The sequence below is a fragment of the Bacillus sp. MSP13 genome, from assembly GCF_000815295.1.
GTDB classification, from domain to species: domain Bacteria; phylum Bacillota; class Bacilli; order Bacillales; family Bacillaceae; genus Bacillus; species Bacillus vallismortis.
Genome location: NZ_JXAQ01000005.1, coordinates 270,346 through 288,750, shown reverse-complemented (window position 1 = coordinate 288,750; position 18,405 = coordinate 270,346). Strand labels below are relative to the sequence as shown.

The following is an 18,405-nucleotide window of genomic DNA, read 5'->3' as shown; positions in this document are numbered from 1 at the left end:
CATAAAAAAGGACATCTTTCTAAGAGAGATGTCTTTTTTTATACATAAAAAAATGAAACCTATGATACATTGTTACGTATAAAGAGAAGGCTCTTATTATAAAAAGGAAGGAGGGATATACTGCCCTTGCTTCATACCAAAGGATTCCGTGCTGCTCTCTTGAGCATATTATTACTTTCTTTATTAGGCGTAGAGCTGAACGCAAAAGCAGAAAAACAAACGGTTTATGTCATCCCGGTTGAGAAAAATGTCGAACAGGGCCTCGCCTCGTTTTTGTCCCGTTCGTTACAAGATGCAAAAGAAGCGCATGCAGATCATATTATTCTTGATATCAATACGCCGGGAGGATTGGTCAAATCAGCTATTGATATAGCGGACTCGATAACCGAAATCGAGGTTCCGGTCACTGCATATGTAAATAAACGTGCGTTGTCAGCTGGTGCATATATTGCCCTGCAAGCCGATAATATTTATATGGCGCCCGGCGGGAAAATGGGAGCAGCCGCGATTATTGACGGTAAAGGCAATGCCGCTGGCCAAAAAGCTGAATCACTTTGGCTGGCAGAGCTTGAAGATGCGGCAGTAAAAAATAATCGCGATCCTAAATATGCGCTCGCTATGGCTGACCCGGATATAGATGCCAAGGAGGTTGGTGCTCCAAAGGGAGATCTGCTTACACTTAACGCTGATAAGGCAATCGATGTAGGCTATTCAGAGGGAACTGCTGACAATGTAACCGCACTCGTAAAGAAGCTTGGTTTCGAAAAAGCGGATATTCGTTATGCAGAGGAAAGCTTTATGGAAAAGACAGCGAGATGGCTGACGAACCCGGTCATTGTGCCTATTCTGCTGACGATTGCTTTTTTAGGTCTGACGGTTGAGCTTTTTTCTCCGGGTGTCGGCATCCCCGGTACGGTTGGGTTCATTGCGTTATTGCTGTTCTTTTACGGGCATCTCGCAGCCGGCCTGGCTGGATACGAGACAGTTCTACTCTTTGCTGGAGGGGTGATTCTCATCCTGCTAGAGATTTTCCTTCCCGGGGGAATCATTGGATTACTGGGCTTAGGAGCGATTGTTGCGAGCCTGTTTTTAGCCGCGGGAAGCTTCACTGTCATGGCGATTTCTCTCTTGATCGCCTCAGCTGTTTCTATTACAGCTTTCATATTACTGACAAGGGTGTTGGGAAAGCGTATGAAATTCTTTAAAAAATTTGTGTTAAATGATTCGACAAATACGGAGAGCGGCTATGTATCAAATCAAACGCGCACGGACTTAATAGGGAAAGTGGGCATAACCTATACACAGCTGCGCCCTGCCGGCACTGTCATTATTGATGATGAACGCCTTGACGTCGTTTCGGAGGGATCATTTACAGAAAAAGACAAGAAAGTAAAAGTGGTAAAAGTGGAAGGCTCACGCATCATCGTGAGAGAAATTTAAACAGAATCGAGGAGAATTGATATGGATCCATCAACACTAATGATTTTGGCTATTGTCGTAGTAGGGATCATTGTTTTATCTGTATTTTTTACATTTGTGCCTGTCATGCTTTGGATTTCAGCATTAGCTGCCGGAGTAAGAATCAGCATTTTCACTTTGATAGGAATGAGGCTTCGCCGCGTTATACCAAACCGAGTGGTGAACCCACTGATCAAAGCGCATAAGGCTGGGCTTAATGTTGCCACCAATCAGCTTGAAAGCCATTATCTCGCTGGAGGAAATGTTGACAGAGTCGTCAACGCGCTGATTGCTGCTCAGCGAGCTAACATTGAACTATCATTCGAACGCTGTGCCGCTATTGATCTTGCCGGCCGCGACGTATTGGAAGCCGTTCAAATGAGTGTTAATCCGAAGGTAATTGAAACACCGTTCATTGCCGGTGTGGCTATGGACGGGATTGAAGTAAAAGCGAAAGCAAGAATTACAGTAAGAGCGAATATCGACCGTCTCGTTGGGGGAGCAGGGGAAGAAACCATTGTAGCCCGTGTCGGCGAAGGGATTGTCTCTACAATCGGTTCATCTGAAAGTCACAAAAAAGTGCTTGAGAACCCTGACATGATCTCTCAAACAGTACTCGGAAAAGGATTAGACTCAGGAACTGCGTTTGAAATTCTCTCGATCGATATTGCTGATGTTGACATTGGCAAAAACATCGGCGCGATTTTACAAACCGATCAGGCCGAGGCTGATAAAAACATCGCGCAGGCAAAAGCGGAAGAACGCCGTGCGATGGCTGTCGCCCAAGAACAAGAAATGCGCGCCCGCGTAGAGGAAATGCGCGCGAAAGTGGTAGAAGCCGAAGCGGAAGTGCCGCTTGCGATGGCAGAAGCTTTGCGTGAAGGGAATATTGGCGTCATGGATTACATGAATATCAAAAACATTGATGCTGATACAGACATGCGTGATTCATTTGGCAAGCTGACGAAAGATTCGTCTGATGAAGACAGTAAATCATAATCTCTCTAAGAAGGGAGAACGCTGATGGAAGATATACTGACCAATCCGCTCATTATCGCAGCGGTTATCGGAATCATATCTATGATTTTCGGTAAAAAGAGCAAAGAGGAAAACAAAAACAGCCAAAACAGAAACAAACCTCAGCAGGTGCAAACGGCTTCTCCTCAAAAGAAGCAGTCTGAAGATGCCCCTGTACCGATTCCTAACCGCATAGAACAGGCAAGACGGGAAGCGGAAGAAAGACGCAGAGAAACAGAAAGAAATCTAAAAGGGCTGGAACGTGATCTTACTGTAGTTAAACAAAAAGCAGTATACACAAAACAAAAAATGCTCCAGGTTAATAAAGACACTGTGGTGCAGGGGATCGTCTTAGGCGAGGTATTCGGACCTCCAAGGGCAAAAAAACCCCACCATACGATGCGCACGGCCCGCAAAAATTAAAGTGTTAGAACCTCCTTTCAAATCATACATATGAGATGAAAGGGGGTTCTTTTTGTATGGGGCAAAGAAAGAATCGTGTAAAAGCTTGGCTGACAAAAGCATTGGAAATTCCCCCGGACGTTATGATGGATCTGCCGCGGATTACAATGGTTGGCAGACTTCATATCTACATAGAAAACCACAGAGGCCTTTTGCTTTTCAGTGAGAATGAAGTGAGGTTGATGCTGAAGCAGGGCCAGTGCATCATATCAGGTAAACATTTTGTCATCAAGGCGATTCTTCCGGAAGAAATTCTTTTGGAGGGTACGATTGATGTCGTTCGATATGTGGAGTCATAAAGCCGAGGGGGAAATGTTGTGAAAAATAAATGGCTGTCTTTTTTTTCGGGTAGGGTCCAGCTTGAATTGACGGGAAGAGGGATTGAACGGCTCCTTAATGAATGCACTAGACAAGGGATTCCGGTCTTTCATGTCAAAAAAAAGAAAGAAGCCGTATTGTTATATCTACAGCTTCAGGATGTACATGCCTTTCGGCGGATAAGAAGAAAATTTAAATGTAAAGTCCGATTTATCAATCGGAAGGGATTTCCTTTTCTATTATTGAAATCAAAGTTGAATATAGGGTTTACGATCGGTTTTGCAATGTTTTTTATCCTTTTGTTTTTGCTTTCCAATATGGTGTGGAAAATTGATGTGACAGGCGCTAAGCCTGAAACGGAACATCAAATGATGCAGCATCTTAAGGAAATTGGCGTCCAAAAGGGACGTCTGCAGTTTTTCTTGATGTCACCCGAAAAAATACAAAAATCGTTAACCAACGGAATAGACAATATCACTTGGGTCGGAGTTGATCTGAAGGGGACGACGATTCACATGAAAGTCGTGGAAAAAAATGAGCCCGAAAAAGAAAAGTATGTTAGCCCGCGCGATATCGTCGCCAAAAAGAAAGCAACCATTACAAGAATGTTTGTCCAAAAAGGTCAGCCGATGGCCGCAATCCATGATCATGTGGAAAAGGGACAGCTGCTTGTTTCGGGACTGATCGGGAGCGAAGAGCATCAGCAGGAAGTCGCCTCAAAAGCAGACATTTACGGAGAAACCTGGTACAGATCCGAAGTGACGGTCCCGCTTGAAACATTATTTAACGTCTATACGGGCAAAGTAAGGACAAAGCACAAGCTTTCTTTTGGCTCTTTGGCAATCCCGATCTGGGGAATGACGCTTAATCAAGAGGAGTTGAAGCATCCAAAAACGGAACAAGAAAAGCATTCGCTCCATTTTCTCGGATTTAAGCTCCCTGTATCCTATATCAAAGAGCAAACGAGAGAAAGTGAAGAGGCTTTGCGAGAGTATACGAAAGATGAAGCGGTTCAAGAAGGTATTAAAATGGGTAAACAGGATGTAGAGGATAAAATAGGCGAAAACGGCGAGGTGAAAAGTGAAAAAGTTTTGCACCAGACTGTTGAGAATGGTAAAGTAAAGTTGATTATTCTCTACCAAGTTATAGAAGATATCGTTCAAACCACACCTATTGTCAGGGAGACTGAAGAATGACAGAACATTTACTTGCGATGAATCAAAAACTGAAAAGCCCGGACGAGGCGCTTTCACTGTTCGGGAACCAAGATTCTTTTTTGAAATTGATGGAGAAAGATCTGAATGTAAATATCATTACGCGCGGCGAAACGATTTATGTTTCAGGCGATGAAGAATCGTTTCAGATTGCAGACAGGCTGCTGGGATCGCTCCTCGCTTTAATTCGCAAGGGGATAGAGATCTCTGAACGTGATGTGATTTACGCCGTCAAAATGGCAAAGAAGAATGAACTTGAATACTTTGAAAGCATGTATGATGAAGAAATTACAAAAACCGCAAAAGGCAAACCAATCCGTGTAAAAACGATGGGACAGCGGGAATACGTGGCCGCTATGAAGCGGAATGACCTTGTATTCGGCATTGGCCCGGCGGGAACCGGGAAAACGTATCTGGCTGTCGTAAAAGCAGTCCACGCTTTGAAAAACGGACATATCAAAAAGATCATTTTGACAAGACCTGCCGTGGAAGCCGGTGAAAGCCTTGGGTTTCTCCCGGGTGACCTTAAAGAGAAAGTAGATCCTTATTTGCGCCCGCTATATGACGCTCTTCATGATGTGCTTGGGGCAGACCATACAGAACGTCTGATGGAAAGAGGCGTCATTGAGATTGCCCCGCTTGCATACATGAGGGGACGGACGCTTGATGATGCTTATGTTATACTTGATGAAGCACAGAATACCACGCCTGCTCAAATGAAAATGTTTTTGACGAGACTGGGTTTTGGCTCTAAAATGATCATTACAGGTGACGTTAGCCAAATTGATCTGCCGAAAGGCGTCAAATCGGGACTTGCAGTAGCGAAGGAGATGCTGAAAGGAATAGACGGCATTTCTATGATTGAGCTAGACCAGACAGACGTGGTCAGACATCCGCTTGTTGCGAAAATTATTGAAGCATACGATAAGCAAAATTAATGCTGAATGACCCGATCGCGCGTTATCGGGTCATTTTTATGATTGCTTATGGGCTTGATGTTTCCAGAGGAGGTTCTTGTGTTGAAAAAGAAGGGGAAGACCAAAAGCAGCTCAAAAAAATGGAGCAGCTTTACAAATGCCCGCTCTATGCATGTACTGCTGTATCTTCTGCTGGCTGCCATTATGTTTGCTTTGCTTTTTGTACATGTTAAGCCGGAAACACTTGATTTAGACCTATTTTCAGTCAGCGACAAGACCATTTATGCTCCGGCAACCGTGGAAGATCAAAAAGCCACAGAAGAAAAAAAACAGGCCGCTGAGGACGCGGTTGAAGATCAATATACATTAAAAAAAGAATACACAGACAATCGGATTGACCTTGTATCATCTATTTTCGAAAGTATCAGCGAAGTGAAAAAACCATCAGAAGACAGCAAATCACCATCGGAAAAATCAATGGTGAAGTCTGTGAAGAACAAATTAACGTCAGATGTGAATGATTCCATATCAGAGGATTCCATCAAGACATTGCTGAAAGCAGACAGTGAAGATTTTTCTTTTGTCAGGGATACGGTCATTACGGCAGTGAATTCGGTCATGAGCAGTGAAATCTCTTCGGATAAACTATCTGATGCAAAGGATAAAGTAGAAAAAGAGCTAAAGAGCAATTCTATCCCATCAAAATACTTGGGAGCGGCGACAGAAATCGGGCGTTTTGCTATTATTCCGAATTACGTTTTTGATCCGAAAGCAACGGAGGCAAAAAGGCAGGAAGCGTCAGACAGTGTCCAGCAGGTTCAGATTAAACAGGGACAGGTGCTCGTTGAAGAAAACGACCTCATTGACCGGGAAGTGTACAGAAAACTCGAACTGACCGGGTTATTAAATAACTCAAATCTCTTTAAACCGATTAGCGGCTTATTAATTATGATCGGACTATTCATCGCAACGCTTGTATACTACTTTGAAAAGCAAAACCAAAACCTAAAATTCAAAAACCAATCTGTCCTGCTGTTCTCCATTATCACAACGCTTTTGCTTGTTATCATGGAGGTTGTTAGTTTATTCCAAAAGATGGAATATAATAATATCGGGTATCTTGTTCCTATTGCGGCCGGCGCAATCTTAATCAAACTGCTGATGAACGAACGCATCGCTATTTTGGGAAGTATCATTCTTGCGATTTGCGGAAGTATGATGTTTAATCAGGGTGTGACGGGAACATTCAATTATGTCATAGGAATTTATTACTTGATCAGCGGAATTTCAGGTGTTTTATTTTTAGGAAAACACAATGCCAGATCAAAGATTTTGCAGACCGGGCTTTTCGTGGCCTTTATTAATATGATTGTTGTTCTTTCCTTATTATTGATCCAAAACACCGCGCTTTCGGGGCTTGAGATCGGCACGTTAATGCTGATGGGCGTTGTGTCGGGGTTTGCTTCGTCAGTATTGATCATCGGCCTGATGCCGTTTTTTGAGACAGGCTTTGGCATTTTATCCACAATGAGGCTGCTTGAGCTGTCTAATCCTAATCATCCGCTTTTGCGCAAAATATTAACGGAAACACCGGGTACATATCATCACAGTGTAATGGTTGCCAATTTGTCAGAGGCAGCCTGCGAGGCGGTTGGGGCGAATGGTTTGCTTGCCAGAGTTGGCGCGTATTACCACGATCTCGGAAAAACAAAGCGGCCGCAGTATTTTATTGAAAACCAAATGAATATTGACAATCCGCATGACAAGCTCTCTCCTCAGCTGAGTAAAAATATTATCATCTCTCACACGACTGATGGTGCGAAGATGCTGAGAAGCTATAAATTTCCGAAAGAGCTTGTCGACATTGCTGAGCAGCATCATGGAACCTCGCTGTTAAAGTTCTTTTATTATAAAGCGAAGGAAAAAGGCGACCAGATTACAGAAGAAGAGTTCCGTTATCCGGGGCCAAAGCCGCAGTCAAAGGAAGCCGCGATTATATCAGTGGCTGACAGTGTTGAAGCAGCTGTCAGATCCATGCATAATCCAAATCCAGAGCGAATTGAAAAGCTTGTCCGGGGTATCATATCCGATAAGCTGCAGGACGGACAATTCAGCGAATGCGATTTGACATTTAAAGAGCTGGATACAATCGCCAAAACACTCTGTGCAACATTAAAAGGAATTTTCCACTCCCGGATTGAATATCCGGAGGCTACTAAGAAGGTGAAATAGATGAGTTTACTGATTGATATTGTTGATGAAACGGGGAGTGTCTCTGAAGAGATGCTCAAAGAAGTAGAGAATCTGCTTCAATTTGCCGCTGAGCGTGAAGGCGTTCAGGATCAGGCTGAAGTTTCGGTCACGATCGTTACCAATGAAGACATACAGCAGATTAATAAAGAGTACCGAGGGAAGGATGCGCCGACAGATGTCATCTCATTTGCTCTTGAAGAGGAAGGAGAGGGCGAAGTGGAAATTGTGGGCGCGGAAATACCGCCTGTTTTAGGTGATATTATCATTAGTGCGGACCGTACAAGAGAGCAGGCCGAAGAATATAATCATTCTTTTAAAAGAGAGCTCGGATTTCTAGCCGTGCATGGATTCCTGCATCTTTTAGGATATGACCATATGACGAAAGAGGAAGAAGAGGAGATGTTTACTAAGCAAAAGGATTTGCTGGACGCCTATGGACTCAAGAGATCATAGAAATGAGCTGAAGCGATTCTTCAAAAGCTTCGTGCATGCAGGCAGGGGCATCCGGGAAACAGCGCGGACGGAGCGGAATTTCCAGTTTCATTCCGCAGCCGCGTGTGCTGTTCTCATTTGCGGCTTCCTCGTGGGGCTCAGCCTGATCGAGTGGGCGATTATTTTCCTTTTGATCGGCGGAATGCTTTCGCTAGAGCTTTTAAATACAGCCATTGAACATACGGTTGATTTAATAACAGACAAACAACACCCGCTTGCTAAAGCGGCTAAGGACGCTGCCGCTGGGGCTGTTTGCGTTTTTGCCGTCATTTCGTGTATCATTGGTTTACTTATTTTTTTGCCAAAGCTGTAATCGCTGAAGATTCTTACATTTATTTTACATTTTTAGAAATGGGCGTGAAAAAAAGCGCGCGATTATGTAAAATATAAAGTGATAGCGGTACCATTATAGGTAAGAGAGGAACATGTACACATGAACAGACAGGAATTAATAACAGAAGCATTAAAAGCACGTGATATGGCGTATGTGCCGTATTCCAAGTTTCAAGTCGGAGCCGCTCTTCTTACCAAGGATGGAAAAGTGTACAGAGGCTGCAACATCGAGAACGCGGCATACAGCATGTGCAATTGCGCCGAGCGTACCGCTTTATTTAAAGCTGTTTCTGAAGGGGATACAGAGTTTCAGATGATGGCTGTTGCGGCAGACACCCCTGGACCGGTATCTCCGTGCGGAGCATGCCGCCAGGTGATTTCTGAGCTTTGCACAAAGGATGTTATTGTCGTAATGACAAATTTACAAGGACAAATAAAAGAAATGACTGTGGAAGAATTATTGCCAGGCGCATTTTCATCGGAGGATTTACATGACGAACGAAAGCTTTAAATCAGGATTTGTATCTATTATCGGAAGACCAAACGTGGGAAAGTCCACATTTTTGAACAGAGTCATTGGACAAAAAATCGCAATTATGAGCGATAAGCCCCAAACGACGAGAAACAAGGTGCAAGGAGTTCTGACGACAGGTACATCACAAACCATTTTTATTGACACACCCGGGATTCATAAGCCTAAGCATAAGCTTGGGGACTTTATGATGAAAGTGGCGCAAAATACATTAAAAGAAGTCGATATGATCTTGTTTATGATCAATGCCGAGGAAGGCTACGGGAAGGGCGACGAATTCATTATTGAGAAATTGCAGAATCTGTCCACGCCTGTATTTTTAATCGTAAACAAAATTGACAAAATTCATCCCGATCAATTGCTTCTGTTAATTGACGAATACCGCGGACGTTATCCTTTTAAGGAAATTGTTCCAATTTCTGCTCTAGAGGGAAATAATATCGAAACATTGCTCACCCAGATTGAAGCATATTTGCCGGAAGGGCCGCAATTCTATCCGAGTGACCAAGTAACCGACCATCCGGAGCGCTTTATCATTTCTGAACTTATCAGGGAAAAAGTGCTGCATTTGACGAGAGAAGAGATTCCGCATAGCATTGCGGTAGCCATCGAATCAATCAAAGGGCAGGACAATGGTTCTGTTCACGTGGCGGCCACGATTGTGGTCGAACGGGACTCCCAAAAAGGCATTGTAATCGGGAAAAAAGGAAGCCTGCTAAAAGAAGTCGGAAAAAGAGCGAGAGCGGATATTGAAGCGTTGTTAGGCTCCCGTGTCTACCTTGAATTATGGGTCAAAGTGCAGAAAGACTGGCGTAATAAAATGTCCCAGCTTCGCGATTTTGGCTTTAAAGAGGATGAATATTAATCTCTCGCTGTGTCATGATCTCACAGGAACAGGGATACATTAGCAAATTTTGTTTAACATGAAATGGAGGACATCTGGTCAAGATAAAGGTAAGAATTTGGAGTTTAGGTAAGCTAGTTTAACTACAGAAAGGTGGGTTTCTTGTGTTGAATTTTACCTGGAACGTATTTTCTCAAACAGGAAATGTTGATACGTATCTTCTTTTTAAAGAACTGGAAAAAGAGAACATGGATAGACCCGAAGAACTAGAAGATGAGCTAGCCCGATTTGATTATCCAATTTTATAAACCTCTTGGCCGCTCCTGCTTTAGGAAGGTGCGGAAATGCTGACAAAATGTGAAGGAATCGTTCTTCGCACAAATGATTACGGAGAGACGAATAAAATCGTTACTTTACTGACAAGAGAACACGGCAAAGTAGGTGTGATGGCCAGAGGCGCCAAAAAACCGAACAGCCGTTTATCAGCAGTCAGCCAGCCCTTTTTGTATGGCTCGTTCTTAATGCAAAAAACATCCGGCCTCGGAACGCTTCAGCAGGGGGAAATGATCCTCAGCTTGAGAGGTATCAGGGAAGATCTGTTTTTAACAGCATATGCTGCATATATCACCGAGTTAGTCGACAGAGGCACAGAAGAAAAAAAGCCGAACCCTTATTTGTTTGAATTCATTTTAGAATCGCTCAAACAGCTAAATGAAGGAACTGACCCGGACGTTATCACCTTTATCGTTCAAATGAAAATGCTCGGTGTCATGGGGCTGTATCCCGAGCTCAATCACTGTGTGCATTGTAAAAGCCAGGATGGGACCTTTCATTTTTCTATCCGTGATAATGGTTTTATTTGCCACCGCTGTTTTGAAAAAGATCCTTACAGGGTTCCGATTAAACCGCAAACAGCAAGGCTGTTGAGACTGTTTTATTACTTTGATTTATCGAGGCTGGGCAATGTGTCCTTAAAACAGGAAACAAAAGCTGAATTGAAGCAAGTGATTGATTTATATTATGAAGAATACTCAGGGGTATATTTAAAATCAAAGCGCTTTTTAGATCAAATGGAGAGCATGAAACATCTTATGGGCGAAAACAAAAGTTGACATCTGGTCCATCTTTTTATATGATCATTTATTATAAAATATGTTGCAGTGAGAGAAAGAAGTACTTGCGTTTACCTCATAAAAGCGACCTTAGGGCGGTGTAAGCTAAGGATGAGCACGCAACGAAAGGCATTCTTGAGCAATTTTTAAAAAAGAGGCTGGGATTTTGTTCTCAGCAACTAGGGTGGAACCGCGGGAGAACTCTCGTCCCTATGTTTGCGGCTGGCAAGCATAGAGACGGGAGTTTTTTGGTTGCCGCCGCAGTCATTTTATGAAGGAAAAGTGGAGGTGCTTGACATGAATATTCAAGACATGATTCTAACCTTGCAAAAGCATTGGTCCAGTCAGGGCTGTGTGCTTATGCAGGCATACGATGTAGAAAAAGGGGCCGGCACGATGAGCCCGTATACATTTTTGCGCAGTATAGGCCCTGAGCCGTGGAAAGTGGCTTATGTAGAGCCTTCAAGACGCCCTGCAGACGGCCGTTACGGGGAGAACCCGAACAGACTGTATCAGCATCATCAATTCCAGGTCATCATTAAACCGTCTCCTGATAATATTCAAGAGCTGTATTTAGATTCCTTGCGCGCGCTTGGAATTGATCCGCTTGAGCATGATATTCGCTTTGTTGAAGACAACTGGGAGAATCCGTCATTAGGCTGCGCGGGTCTTGGCTGGGAAGTATGGCTTGATGGAATGGAAATCACTCAATTTACGTATTTCCAGCAGGTCGGAGGACTAGAGTGTAAACCAGTTTCTGTAGAGATTACGTACGGAATTGAGCGCCTCGCGTCTTATATCCAGGATAAAGAGAATGTTTTCGACTTGGAGTGGACATCAGGGTTTACAGTAAAAGATTTATTCATGATGGCAGAATACGAGCATTCCGTCTATACGTTTGAAACGTCAGACGTTGATATGCTGTTCCAATTATTCAGCACGTATGAAAAAGAAGCGATTAAGCAAATGGATAACGGGCTTGTTCATCCGGCATATGATTATGTGCTAAAATGCTCGCATACTTTCAACCTGCTTGACGCCAAAGGCGCGATCTCTGTTACCGAGCGGACAGGCTATATCGCAAGAGTGCGGAATTTAGCGAGAAAAGTAGCAAAAACCTATTATGAGGAACGAGAAAAGCTAGGGTTCCCAATGCTTAAAGGGGAGGGTTCTTCTCATGAGTAAACAGGATTTACTTTTAGAGATCGGATTAGAGGAAATGCCGGCGCGCTTTTTACATGACAGTATGGTTCAGCTTGGCGAAAAGTTGACAGGCTGGCTGAAAGAAAAAAATATCACTCACGGTGAAGTGAAGCTCTTCAATACACCTAGACGCCTTGCTGTATTCGTAAAGGATGTAGCAGAAAAACAGGATGATATTAAAGAAGAAGCGAAAGGGCCTGCGAAAAAAATTGCCCTTGATGGAGACGGGAACTGGACAAAAGCGGCAATTGGCTTTTCAAAGGGCCAAGGTGCAGACGTGAATGACCTGTACATCAAAGAAGTAAAAGGCACAGAGTATGTATTTGTGCAAAAATTCCAAGCCGGCCAAGAAACGAAATCGCTTCTGCCGGAACTAAGTGGCTTGGTTACGAGCTTGAACTTCCCGAAAAACATGCGTTGGGGAAATGAAGATTTGCGTTATATCCGGCCAATCAAATGGATTGTCGCTTTATTTGGACAGGATGTCATTCCATTTTCTATCACAAACGTTGAGTCTGGCCGGACAACACAAGGACACCGTTTTCTCGGACATGAAGTGTCAATTGATTCCCCTTCCGCTTATGAAGAGCAGCTGAAAGAACAGCACGTCATCGCCGACCCTCATATCCGGAAACAGATGATTCAATCTCAGCTCGAAGCGATGGCTGCAGACAACAATTGGAACATTCCAGTTGACGAAGACCTTCTTAATGAAGTGAATCACTTAGTAGAATATCCGACAGCTCTTTACGGTTCATTTGAATCTGAGTTTCTGTCAATTCCTGAGGAAGTGCTGGTCACGACAATGAAAGAGCATCAACGCTACTTCCCTGTCAAAGACAAAAACGGCGATTTACTGCCTTACTTTATCACAGTCCGAAACGGAAACAGCCACGCGATCGAAAATGTGGCACGAGGCAATGAAAAAGTGCTGCGCGCGCGTTTATCTGATGCTTCATTCTTCTACAAGGAAGATCAAAAATTAAACATTGATGCAAATGTGAAGAAGCTTGAAAACATTGTTTTCCATGAAGAGCTTGGTTCTCTTGCTGATAAGGTCAGAAGAGTCACTTCAATCGCAGAGAAGCTTGCCGGCCGTCTTCAGGCTGATGAAGATACATTAAAACATGTGAAGCGGGCTGCTGAAATTTCAAAATTCGATCTTGTCACACATATGATATACGAATTCCCTGAGCTTCAAGGAATTATGGGTGAAAAGTATGCGAGAATGCTTGGAGAAGAAGAAGCTGTGGCTGCGGCAGTCAACGAACACTATATGCCTAGATCAGCAGGCGGAGAAACGCCTTCTACTTTCACCGGGGCTGTTGTAGCAATGGCCGATAAGCTGGATACAATCGCTTCATTCTTCTCTATCGGCGTTATTCCGACTGGTTCTCAGGATCCTTACGGCCTGCGCCGCCAAGCGAGCGGTATTGTTGCGATTCTTCTTGACCGCAACTGGGGAATTTCGTTTGAAGAGCTGCTTACTTTCGTACAAACCGAAAAAGAAAAAGAACTGCTGGATTTCTTCACTCAGCGTCTGAAATATGTCTTGAATGCTGAGCAAATCAGACACGATGTCATCGACGCCGTGCTGGAAAGCTCTCAGCTTGAGCCGTACTCAGCGCTGCATAAAGCACAAGTGCTGGAACAAAAGCTCGGTGCACCAGGCTTTAAGGAAACAGCAGAAGCTTTAGGCCGAGTCATCTCTATCAGCAAAAAAGGAGTTCGCGGAGACATTCAGCCTGATCTGTTTGAAAATGAATACGAAGCAAACCTGTTTGATGCCTACCAAACAGCGAAGCAAAACCTTCAGCAAAACTTCAGCGAAAAAGATTACGAGGCGGCGCTTGATTCACTTGCAGCCTTAAAAGAACCGATCGATGCTTACTTCGATCATACAATGGTGATAGCAGATAGCGAGACCTTAAAGGCAAACCGTTTAGCGCAAATGGTAAGCTTGGCGGATGAGATCAAGTCCTTTGCGAATATGAATGCCCTTATTGTAAAATAGAGAGAGAAAAGGCGGTTGCTGTGTGATCGGTAATCGTCTTTTCTCCATTTATATGTTTTTTGTTTGATTGCAAGATAATTACGATATAATATGGATTATTATTTCTTTACATAGACATGAAGTGAAAAGGTGGTGAGTACGATCGAACTAAATAAACGGCAAGAACATATTTTGCAGATTGTAAAAGAAAACGGGCCAATTACAGGGGAGCATATTGCAGAAAAGCTGAACCTAACAAGGGCAACGTTGCGTCCGGATTTAGCCATACTCACCATGTCAGGATTCCTCGAGGCGCGCCCGAGAGTCGGTTATTTCTACACTGGGAAAAGCGGCACCCAGCTTTTGGCAGATAAACTCAAAAAGCTTCAGGTGAAAGACTTTCAATCTATCCCCGTTGTGATTCATGAAAACGTTTCTGTGTACGATGCGATTTGCACCATGTTTTTAGAAGATGTAGGTACTCTGTTTGTGGTGGACCGCGATGCTGTTTTAGTCGGGGTGCTTTCACGAAAAGACCTGCTGAGAGCGAGCATTGGCCAGCAGGAGCTTACAACTGTCCCTGTTCACATCATCATGACAAGGATGCCGAACATTACAGTGTGCAGACGTGAGGATTATGTGATGGACATTGCAAAGCATTTGATAGAAAAACAAATTGATGCACTGCCTGTTATCAAAGATACCGATAAAGGCTTTGAAGTGATCGGCAGAGTGACAAAAACGAATATGACAAAAATACTTGTGAGTTTATCAGAAAATGAAATCCTATAACATCGCAAACTAACGGGGGGATAATATGAATAACCGCATCATCTATGTCGTATCGGATTCTGTCGGTGAAACGGCTGAATTGGTAGTAAAAGCAGCCCTTAGCCAATTTAACGGATCAGCGGACGATACACATGTCAGAAGAATTCCTTATGTTGAAGATATAGGCACGATCAATGAAGTGATTTCACTTGCGAAGGCAGACGGCGGCATTATCTGTTTTACACTCGTGGTGCCGGAAATAAGAGAATATTTGATTGCCGAAGCGGATAAAGCAAATGTTTTATATTATGATATTATCGGCCCGTTAATTGATAAAATGGAAACAGCCTACGGTTTAACAGCGAAATACGAACCGGGGCGGGTGCGCCAGCTTGATGAAGACTATTTCAAAAAAGTGGAGGCCATCGAGTTTGCAGTGAAATATGATGATGGACGGGACCCAAGAGGGATTTTAAAAGCGGATATCGTTTTGATCGGCGTATCGAGAACGTCTAAAACACCGCTGTCTCAATATCTCGCCCACAAGCGCCTGAAGGTAGCCAATGTTCCGATTGTACCTGAAGTTGACCCGCCGGAAGAAATCTTTAACGTTGATCCGAAAAAATGCATCGGCTTAAAGATTAGCCCGGATAAACTGAATCACATTAGAAAAGAACGGTTGAAATCACTCGGGCTAAATGACAAAGCGATCTATGCAAATATCAACAGAATCAAAGAAGAACTCGAATATTTCGAAAAGATTGTGGATCGGATCGGGTGCCAGGTTGTTGATGTTTCAAATAAAGCGGTTGAAGAAACAGCGAATATTATCCATCATCTCAAAACAAAAAACATGTAACTCAGGACGCTCTATCCTGGGTTTTTGGCGATGCCAAAAGGGAATAATGAAAAACAATAGCATCTTTGAGAAGTTTGTATTATAATAAAAAATTGTGATAAAATGATTAATTTTAGGTTTAAGGTTCGTGTGATACGAATAAACTATTATGGGTAAGATGTCAAGAATTTCTCCCGGAAATTTTTCGACAAATTCATATACATCCGCAATGATCTAAAGGATGTGCGATTTTGCTTGCTTTTATGCAGGAGTTTAATGGAGGGATGGAGAATTACTCTTCTTAATGAACAAGAAAAGACGATTTTTGTCGATGCTGACGCTTGTCCGGTAAAAGATGAAATTTTGCAAACAGCATCCGATTATGACGTTCAAGTTCTTTTTGTCGCTTCATTTGAACATTATCAGCTTTCCAGAAGCAAGGAAGAAATATGGAAGTATGTTGATCCTCATAAAGAAGCTGCTGATTTATATATCGCAAATCATGTAAAACCGGGAGATGTTGTTGTGACGCAGGACATCGGATTAGCGTCCCTGCTGTTGAACAGAAATGTCTCAGTTATGTCGGAAAGAGGGCGTCTTTACAAAGAAGATTCGATTGATTTTGCTCTTGAGAGCCGTCATTTTTCCGGTAAACAAAGGAGAAAAGGCATATACGCCAAAGGTCCTAAAAAATTGAATAAAGAAGATCGAGAACGATTTATTACACTACTGCAAAAAATCCTGTCGAACGATGAAGGGATTTTGCACTAAAGCATCGAATAATGTACGACGGAGTGTTATAGGATGGGAAATCGGATACCAGATGAAATTGTGGATCAGGTGCAAAAGTCGGCAGATATCGTTGAAGTCATAGGTGATTATGTTCAATTAAAGAAGCAAGGCCGAAACTACTTTGGACTCTGTCCTTTTCATGGAGAAAGCACACCTTCGTTTTCCGTATCGCCCGACAAACAGATTTTTCATTGCTTTGGCTGCGGAGCGGGCGGCAATGTTTTCTCTTTTTTAAGGCAGATGGAAGGTTATTCATTTGCTGAGTCGGTTTCTCACCTTGCTGCCAAATACCAGATTGATTTTCCGGATGATATCACAGTCCATTCCGGAGCCCGACCAGAATCGTCCGTAGAACAAAAAATGGCTGAGGCTCATGAGCTCTTGAAGAAATTTTACCATCATTTGTTAATAAATACAAAAGAAGGTCAAGAGGCACTGGATTATCTGCTTTCAAGGGGCTTTACGAAAGAGCTGATTGATGAATTTCAGATCGGCTATGCTCTTGATTCCTGGGACTTCATCACGAAGTTTCTCGTGAAGAGGGGCTATAGTGAAACGGAAATGGAAAGAGCGGGTCTATTGATCAGACGCGAGGACGGAAGCGGATTTTTTGACCGTTTCCGAAACCGTGTCATGTTTCCGATTCATGATCATCACGGGGCTGTTGTTGCGTTCTCAGGCAGGGCTCTTGGCAGTCAGCAGCCTAAGTATATGAACAGTCCTGAAACACCGCTTTTTCATAAAAGTAAACTGCTTTACAATTTTTATAAGGCCCGCCTTCATATCAGAAAGCAGGAAAGAGCGGTCTTATTTGAGGGCTTTGCCGATGTCATATCGGCCGTAGACTCTGGTGTGAAAGAGAGTATAGCCACGATGGGAACGTCTCTGACAGATGAGCATGTCAAGATTCTTAGAAGAAATGTCGAGGAAATCATTCTTTGTTATGACTCCGATAAAGCCGGATATGAAGCCACCTTAAAAGCTTCTGAACTTCTGCAGAGTAAAGGATGCAAAGTCAGAGTTGCAATGATTCCTGACGGATTGGACCCCGACGATTACATCAAAAAGTTCGGCGGGGAAAAATTTAAAAACGACATTATCGACGCCAGTGTCACCGTGATGGCGTTCAAAATGCAATACTTCCGAAAAGGAAAGAACCTGTCCGATGAAGGTGATCGCTTAGCTTACATTAAAGATGTACTGAAAGAAATCAGCACGCTTTCAGGATCGCTTGAGCAGGAAGTCTATGTCAAACAGCTTGCTTCAGAGTTTTCGCTTTCACAGGAGTCTTTAACCGAGCAGCTGGCTGTTTTCAGCAAGCAAAGCAAACCTGCTGACAATGGCGGTGAGACGAAAACACGGCGAGCGCATCTAACGACAAAGGCGAGGCAAAAACGCCTGCGTCCGGCGTATGAAAATGCAGAAAGGCTGTTACTCGCCCATATGCTTCGAGATCGGAGCGTCATTAAAAAAGTGATTGACCGGGTAGGCTTTCAATTTAATATTGATGAGCACCGCGCATTAGCCGCCTATCTTTACGCTTTTTATGAAGAGGGAGCCGAGCTGACGCCGCAGCATCTGATGGCAAGGGTGACGGATGATCATATAAGCCAGCTGTTGTCTGATATTTTAATGCTTCAGATGAATCAAGAACTCAGTGAAGCCGAGTTATCAGATTATGTAAAAAAAGTGTTGAATCACAGAAATTGGTCAATGATAAAAGAAAAAGAAGCGGAAAGAGCCGAAGCCGAAAGGCAAAAAGATTTTTTAAGAGCTGCTTCTCTTGCTCAAGAAATCGTTACCTTGAACCGATCTTTAAAATAACTGGAAAACCGATGAGAAGCATGTATTGGCAA

At 43.3% G+C, this 18,405-nt stretch carries 19 protein-coding genes and 1 other annotated feature; all 19 genes read left to right on the top strand.

All coding sequences use genetic code 11. The features are described from left to right. Positions 1-126: 126 nt before the first annotated feature. Positions 127-1,440 (top strand): NfeD family protein, encoded by a 1,314-nt coding sequence (locus SC79_RS07505; RefSeq protein WP_039074519.1) that lies wholly within the window; start codon positions 127-129, stop codon positions 1,438-1,440. A gap of 21 nt (positions 1,441-1,461) precedes the next feature. Then, a complete protein-coding gene (gene floA / locus SC79_RS07500; protein WP_010330708.1) occupies positions 1,462-2,457 on the top strand; it encodes a flotillin-like protein FloA in 996 nt (331 codons plus the stop codon). A gap of 24 nt (positions 2,458-2,481) precedes the next feature. Beyond that, entirely contained in the window at positions 2,482-2,898 is a 417-nt protein-coding gene (locus tag SC79_RS07495) for a hypothetical protein (RefSeq protein ID WP_039074518.1), read from the top strand. A gap of 56 nt (positions 2,899-2,954) precedes the next feature. Then, positions 2,955-3,236 (top strand): sporulation protein YqfC, encoded by a 282-nt coding sequence (gene yqfC, locus SC79_RS07490; RefSeq protein ID WP_039074517.1) that lies wholly within the window; start codon positions 2,955-2,957, stop codon positions 3,234-3,236. 18 nt (positions 3,237-3,254) lie between these two features. Beyond that, a complete protein-coding gene (yqfD, locus tag SC79_RS07485) occupies positions 3,255-4,451 on the top strand; it encodes a sporulation protein YqfD (RefSeq protein WP_039074516.1) in 1,197 nt (398 codons plus the stop codon). Continuing rightward, entirely contained in the window at positions 4,448-5,407 is a 960-nt protein-coding gene (locus tag SC79_RS07480) for a PhoH family protein (RefSeq protein WP_010330704.1), read from the top strand. Before yqfD ends, SC79_RS07480 begins: the two co-directional genes overlap by 4 nt. Positions 5,408-5,485: 78 nt before the next feature. Next, the gene (gene pgpH, locus SC79_RS07475) at positions 5,486-7,618 is read left to right on the top strand and encodes a cyclic-di-AMP phosphodiesterase PgpH (protein ID WP_082022598.1); all 2,133 of its coding nucleotides are present in this window, start codon (positions 5,486-5,488) and stop codon (positions 7,616-7,618) included. Beyond that, positions 7,619-8,092 carry an rRNA maturation RNase YbeY gene (gene ybeY, locus SC79_RS07470; protein WP_010330701.1) on the top strand — a complete coding sequence of 158 codons (474 nt, stop codon included), beginning with the start codon at positions 7,619-7,621 and terminating at the stop codon, positions 8,090-8,092. It begins immediately after the preceding gene. After that, complete coding sequence (locus tag SC79_RS07465; RefSeq protein WP_039074514.1) at positions 8,073-8,444, top strand: diacylglycerol kinase family protein; 372 nt, start codon at positions 8,073-8,075, stop codon at positions 8,442-8,444. Before ybeY ends, SC79_RS07465 begins: the two co-directional genes overlap by 20 nt. 120 nt (positions 8,445-8,564) lie before the next feature. Then, a complete protein-coding gene (locus tag SC79_RS07460; RefSeq protein ID WP_039074513.1) occupies positions 8,565-8,975 on the top strand; it encodes a cytidine deaminase in 411 nt (136 codons plus the stop codon). Continuing rightward, the gene (era, locus tag SC79_RS07455) at positions 8,956-9,861 is read left to right on the top strand and encodes a GTPase Era (protein ID WP_010330698.1); all 906 of its coding nucleotides are present in this window, start codon (positions 8,956-8,958) and stop codon (positions 9,859-9,861) included. The genes SC79_RS07460 and era overlap by 20 nt, the downstream gene beginning before the upstream one ends. Before the next feature lie 143 nt (positions 9,862-10,004). Further along, positions 10,005-10,148, top strand: a complete 144-nt coding sequence (locus SC79_RS19940) for a YqzL family protein (RefSeq protein WP_010330697.1) — start codon at positions 10,005-10,007, stop codon at positions 10,146-10,148. Positions 10,149-10,184: 36 nt separating this feature from the next. Further along, positions 10,185-10,952: a DNA repair protein RecO gene (recO, locus tag SC79_RS07450; protein WP_039074512.1), complete on the top strand. Its 768-nt coding sequence runs from the start codon at positions 10,185-10,187 to the stop codon at positions 10,950-10,952. A 39-nt stretch (positions 10,953-10,991) separates the two neighbouring features. After that, positions 10,992-11,167 (top strand) — a binding site (T-box leader). Positions 11,168-11,249: 82 nt separating this feature from the next. Beyond that, positions 11,250-12,137, top strand: coding sequence for a glycine--tRNA ligase subunit alpha (glyQ, locus tag SC79_RS07445; RefSeq protein WP_003226213.1), 888 nt, complete (start codon positions 11,250-11,252; stop codon positions 12,135-12,137). Next, on the top strand, positions 12,130-14,169 hold the full coding sequence (gene glyS / locus SC79_RS07440; RefSeq protein WP_039074511.1) for a glycine--tRNA ligase subunit beta: 2,040 nt from the start codon (positions 12,130-12,132) through the stop codon (positions 14,167-14,169). The genes glyQ and glyS overlap by 8 nt, the downstream gene beginning before the upstream one ends. A 132-nt stretch (positions 14,170-14,301) precedes the next feature. Then, on the top strand, positions 14,302-14,940 hold the full coding sequence (gene ccpN / locus SC79_RS07435; protein ID WP_039074559.1) for a transcriptional regulator CcpN: 639 nt from the start codon (positions 14,302-14,304) through the stop codon (positions 14,938-14,940). A 25-nt stretch (positions 14,941-14,965) separates the two neighbouring features. Continuing rightward, positions 14,966-15,778: a pyruvate, water dikinase regulatory protein gene (locus SC79_RS07430; protein ID WP_039074510.1), complete on the top strand. Its 813-nt coding sequence runs from the start codon at positions 14,966-14,968 to the stop codon at positions 15,776-15,778. 255 nt (positions 15,779-16,033) lie between these two features. Continuing rightward, positions 16,034-16,528 carry a YaiI/YqxD family protein gene (locus SC79_RS07425; RefSeq protein ID WP_039074509.1) on the top strand — a complete coding sequence of 165 codons (495 nt, stop codon included), beginning with the start codon at positions 16,034-16,036 and terminating at the stop codon, positions 16,526-16,528. Positions 16,529-16,561: 33 nt separating this feature from the next. After that, the gene (gene dnaG / locus SC79_RS07420) at positions 16,562-18,373 is read left to right on the top strand and encodes a DNA primase (protein WP_039074508.1); all 1,812 of its coding nucleotides are present in this window, start codon (positions 16,562-16,564) and stop codon (positions 18,371-18,373) included. Positions 18,374-18,405: the final 32 nt, after the last annotated feature.

Coding starts and splice junctions, on each gene's coding strand:
- SC79_RS07425 (WP_039074509.1), top strand. CDS start 16,034: ATGGAGGGATGGAGAATTACTCTTCTTAATGAACAAGAAAAGACGATT.
- floA (WP_010330708.1), top strand. CDS start 1,462: ATGGATCCATCAACACTAATGATTTTGGCTATTGTCGTAGTAGGGATC.
- glyS (WP_039074511.1), top strand. CDS start 12,130: ATGAGTAAACAGGATTTACTTTTAGAGATCGGATTAGAGGAAATGCCG.
- recO (WP_039074512.1), top strand. CDS start 10,185: ATGCTGACAAAATGTGAAGGAATCGTTCTTCGCACAAATGATTACGGA.
- ybeY (WP_010330701.1), top strand. CDS start 7,619: ATGAGTTTACTGATTGATATTGTTGATGAAACGGGGAGTGTCTCTGAA.
- SC79_RS07460 (WP_039074513.1), top strand. CDS start 8,565: ATGAACAGACAGGAATTAATAACAGAAGCATTAAAAGCACGTGATATG.
- glyQ (WP_003226213.1), top strand. CDS start 11,250: ATGAATATTCAAGACATGATTCTAACCTTGCAAAAGCATTGGTCCAGT.
- SC79_RS07430 (WP_039074510.1), top strand. CDS start 14,966: ATGAATAACCGCATCATCTATGTCGTATCGGATTCTGTCGGTGAAACG.
- SC79_RS07495 (WP_039074518.1), top strand. CDS start 2,482: ATGGAAGATATACTGACCAATCCGCTCATTATCGCAGCGGTTATCGGA.
- SC79_RS07480 (WP_010330704.1), top strand. CDS start 4,448: ATGACAGAACATTTACTTGCGATGAATCAAAAACTGAAAAGCCCGGAC.
- yqfC (WP_039074517.1), top strand. CDS start 2,955: ATGGGGCAAAGAAAGAATCGTGTAAAAGCTTGGCTGACAAAAGCATTG.
- SC79_RS07465 (WP_039074514.1), top strand. CDS start 8,073: ATGGACTCAAGAGATCATAGAAATGAGCTGAAGCGATTCTTCAAAAGC.
- dnaG (WP_039074508.1), top strand. CDS start 16,562: ATGGGAAATCGGATACCAGATGAAATTGTGGATCAGGTGCAAAAGTCG.
- era (WP_010330698.1), top strand. CDS start 8,956: ATGACGAACGAAAGCTTTAAATCAGGATTTGTATCTATTATCGGAAGA.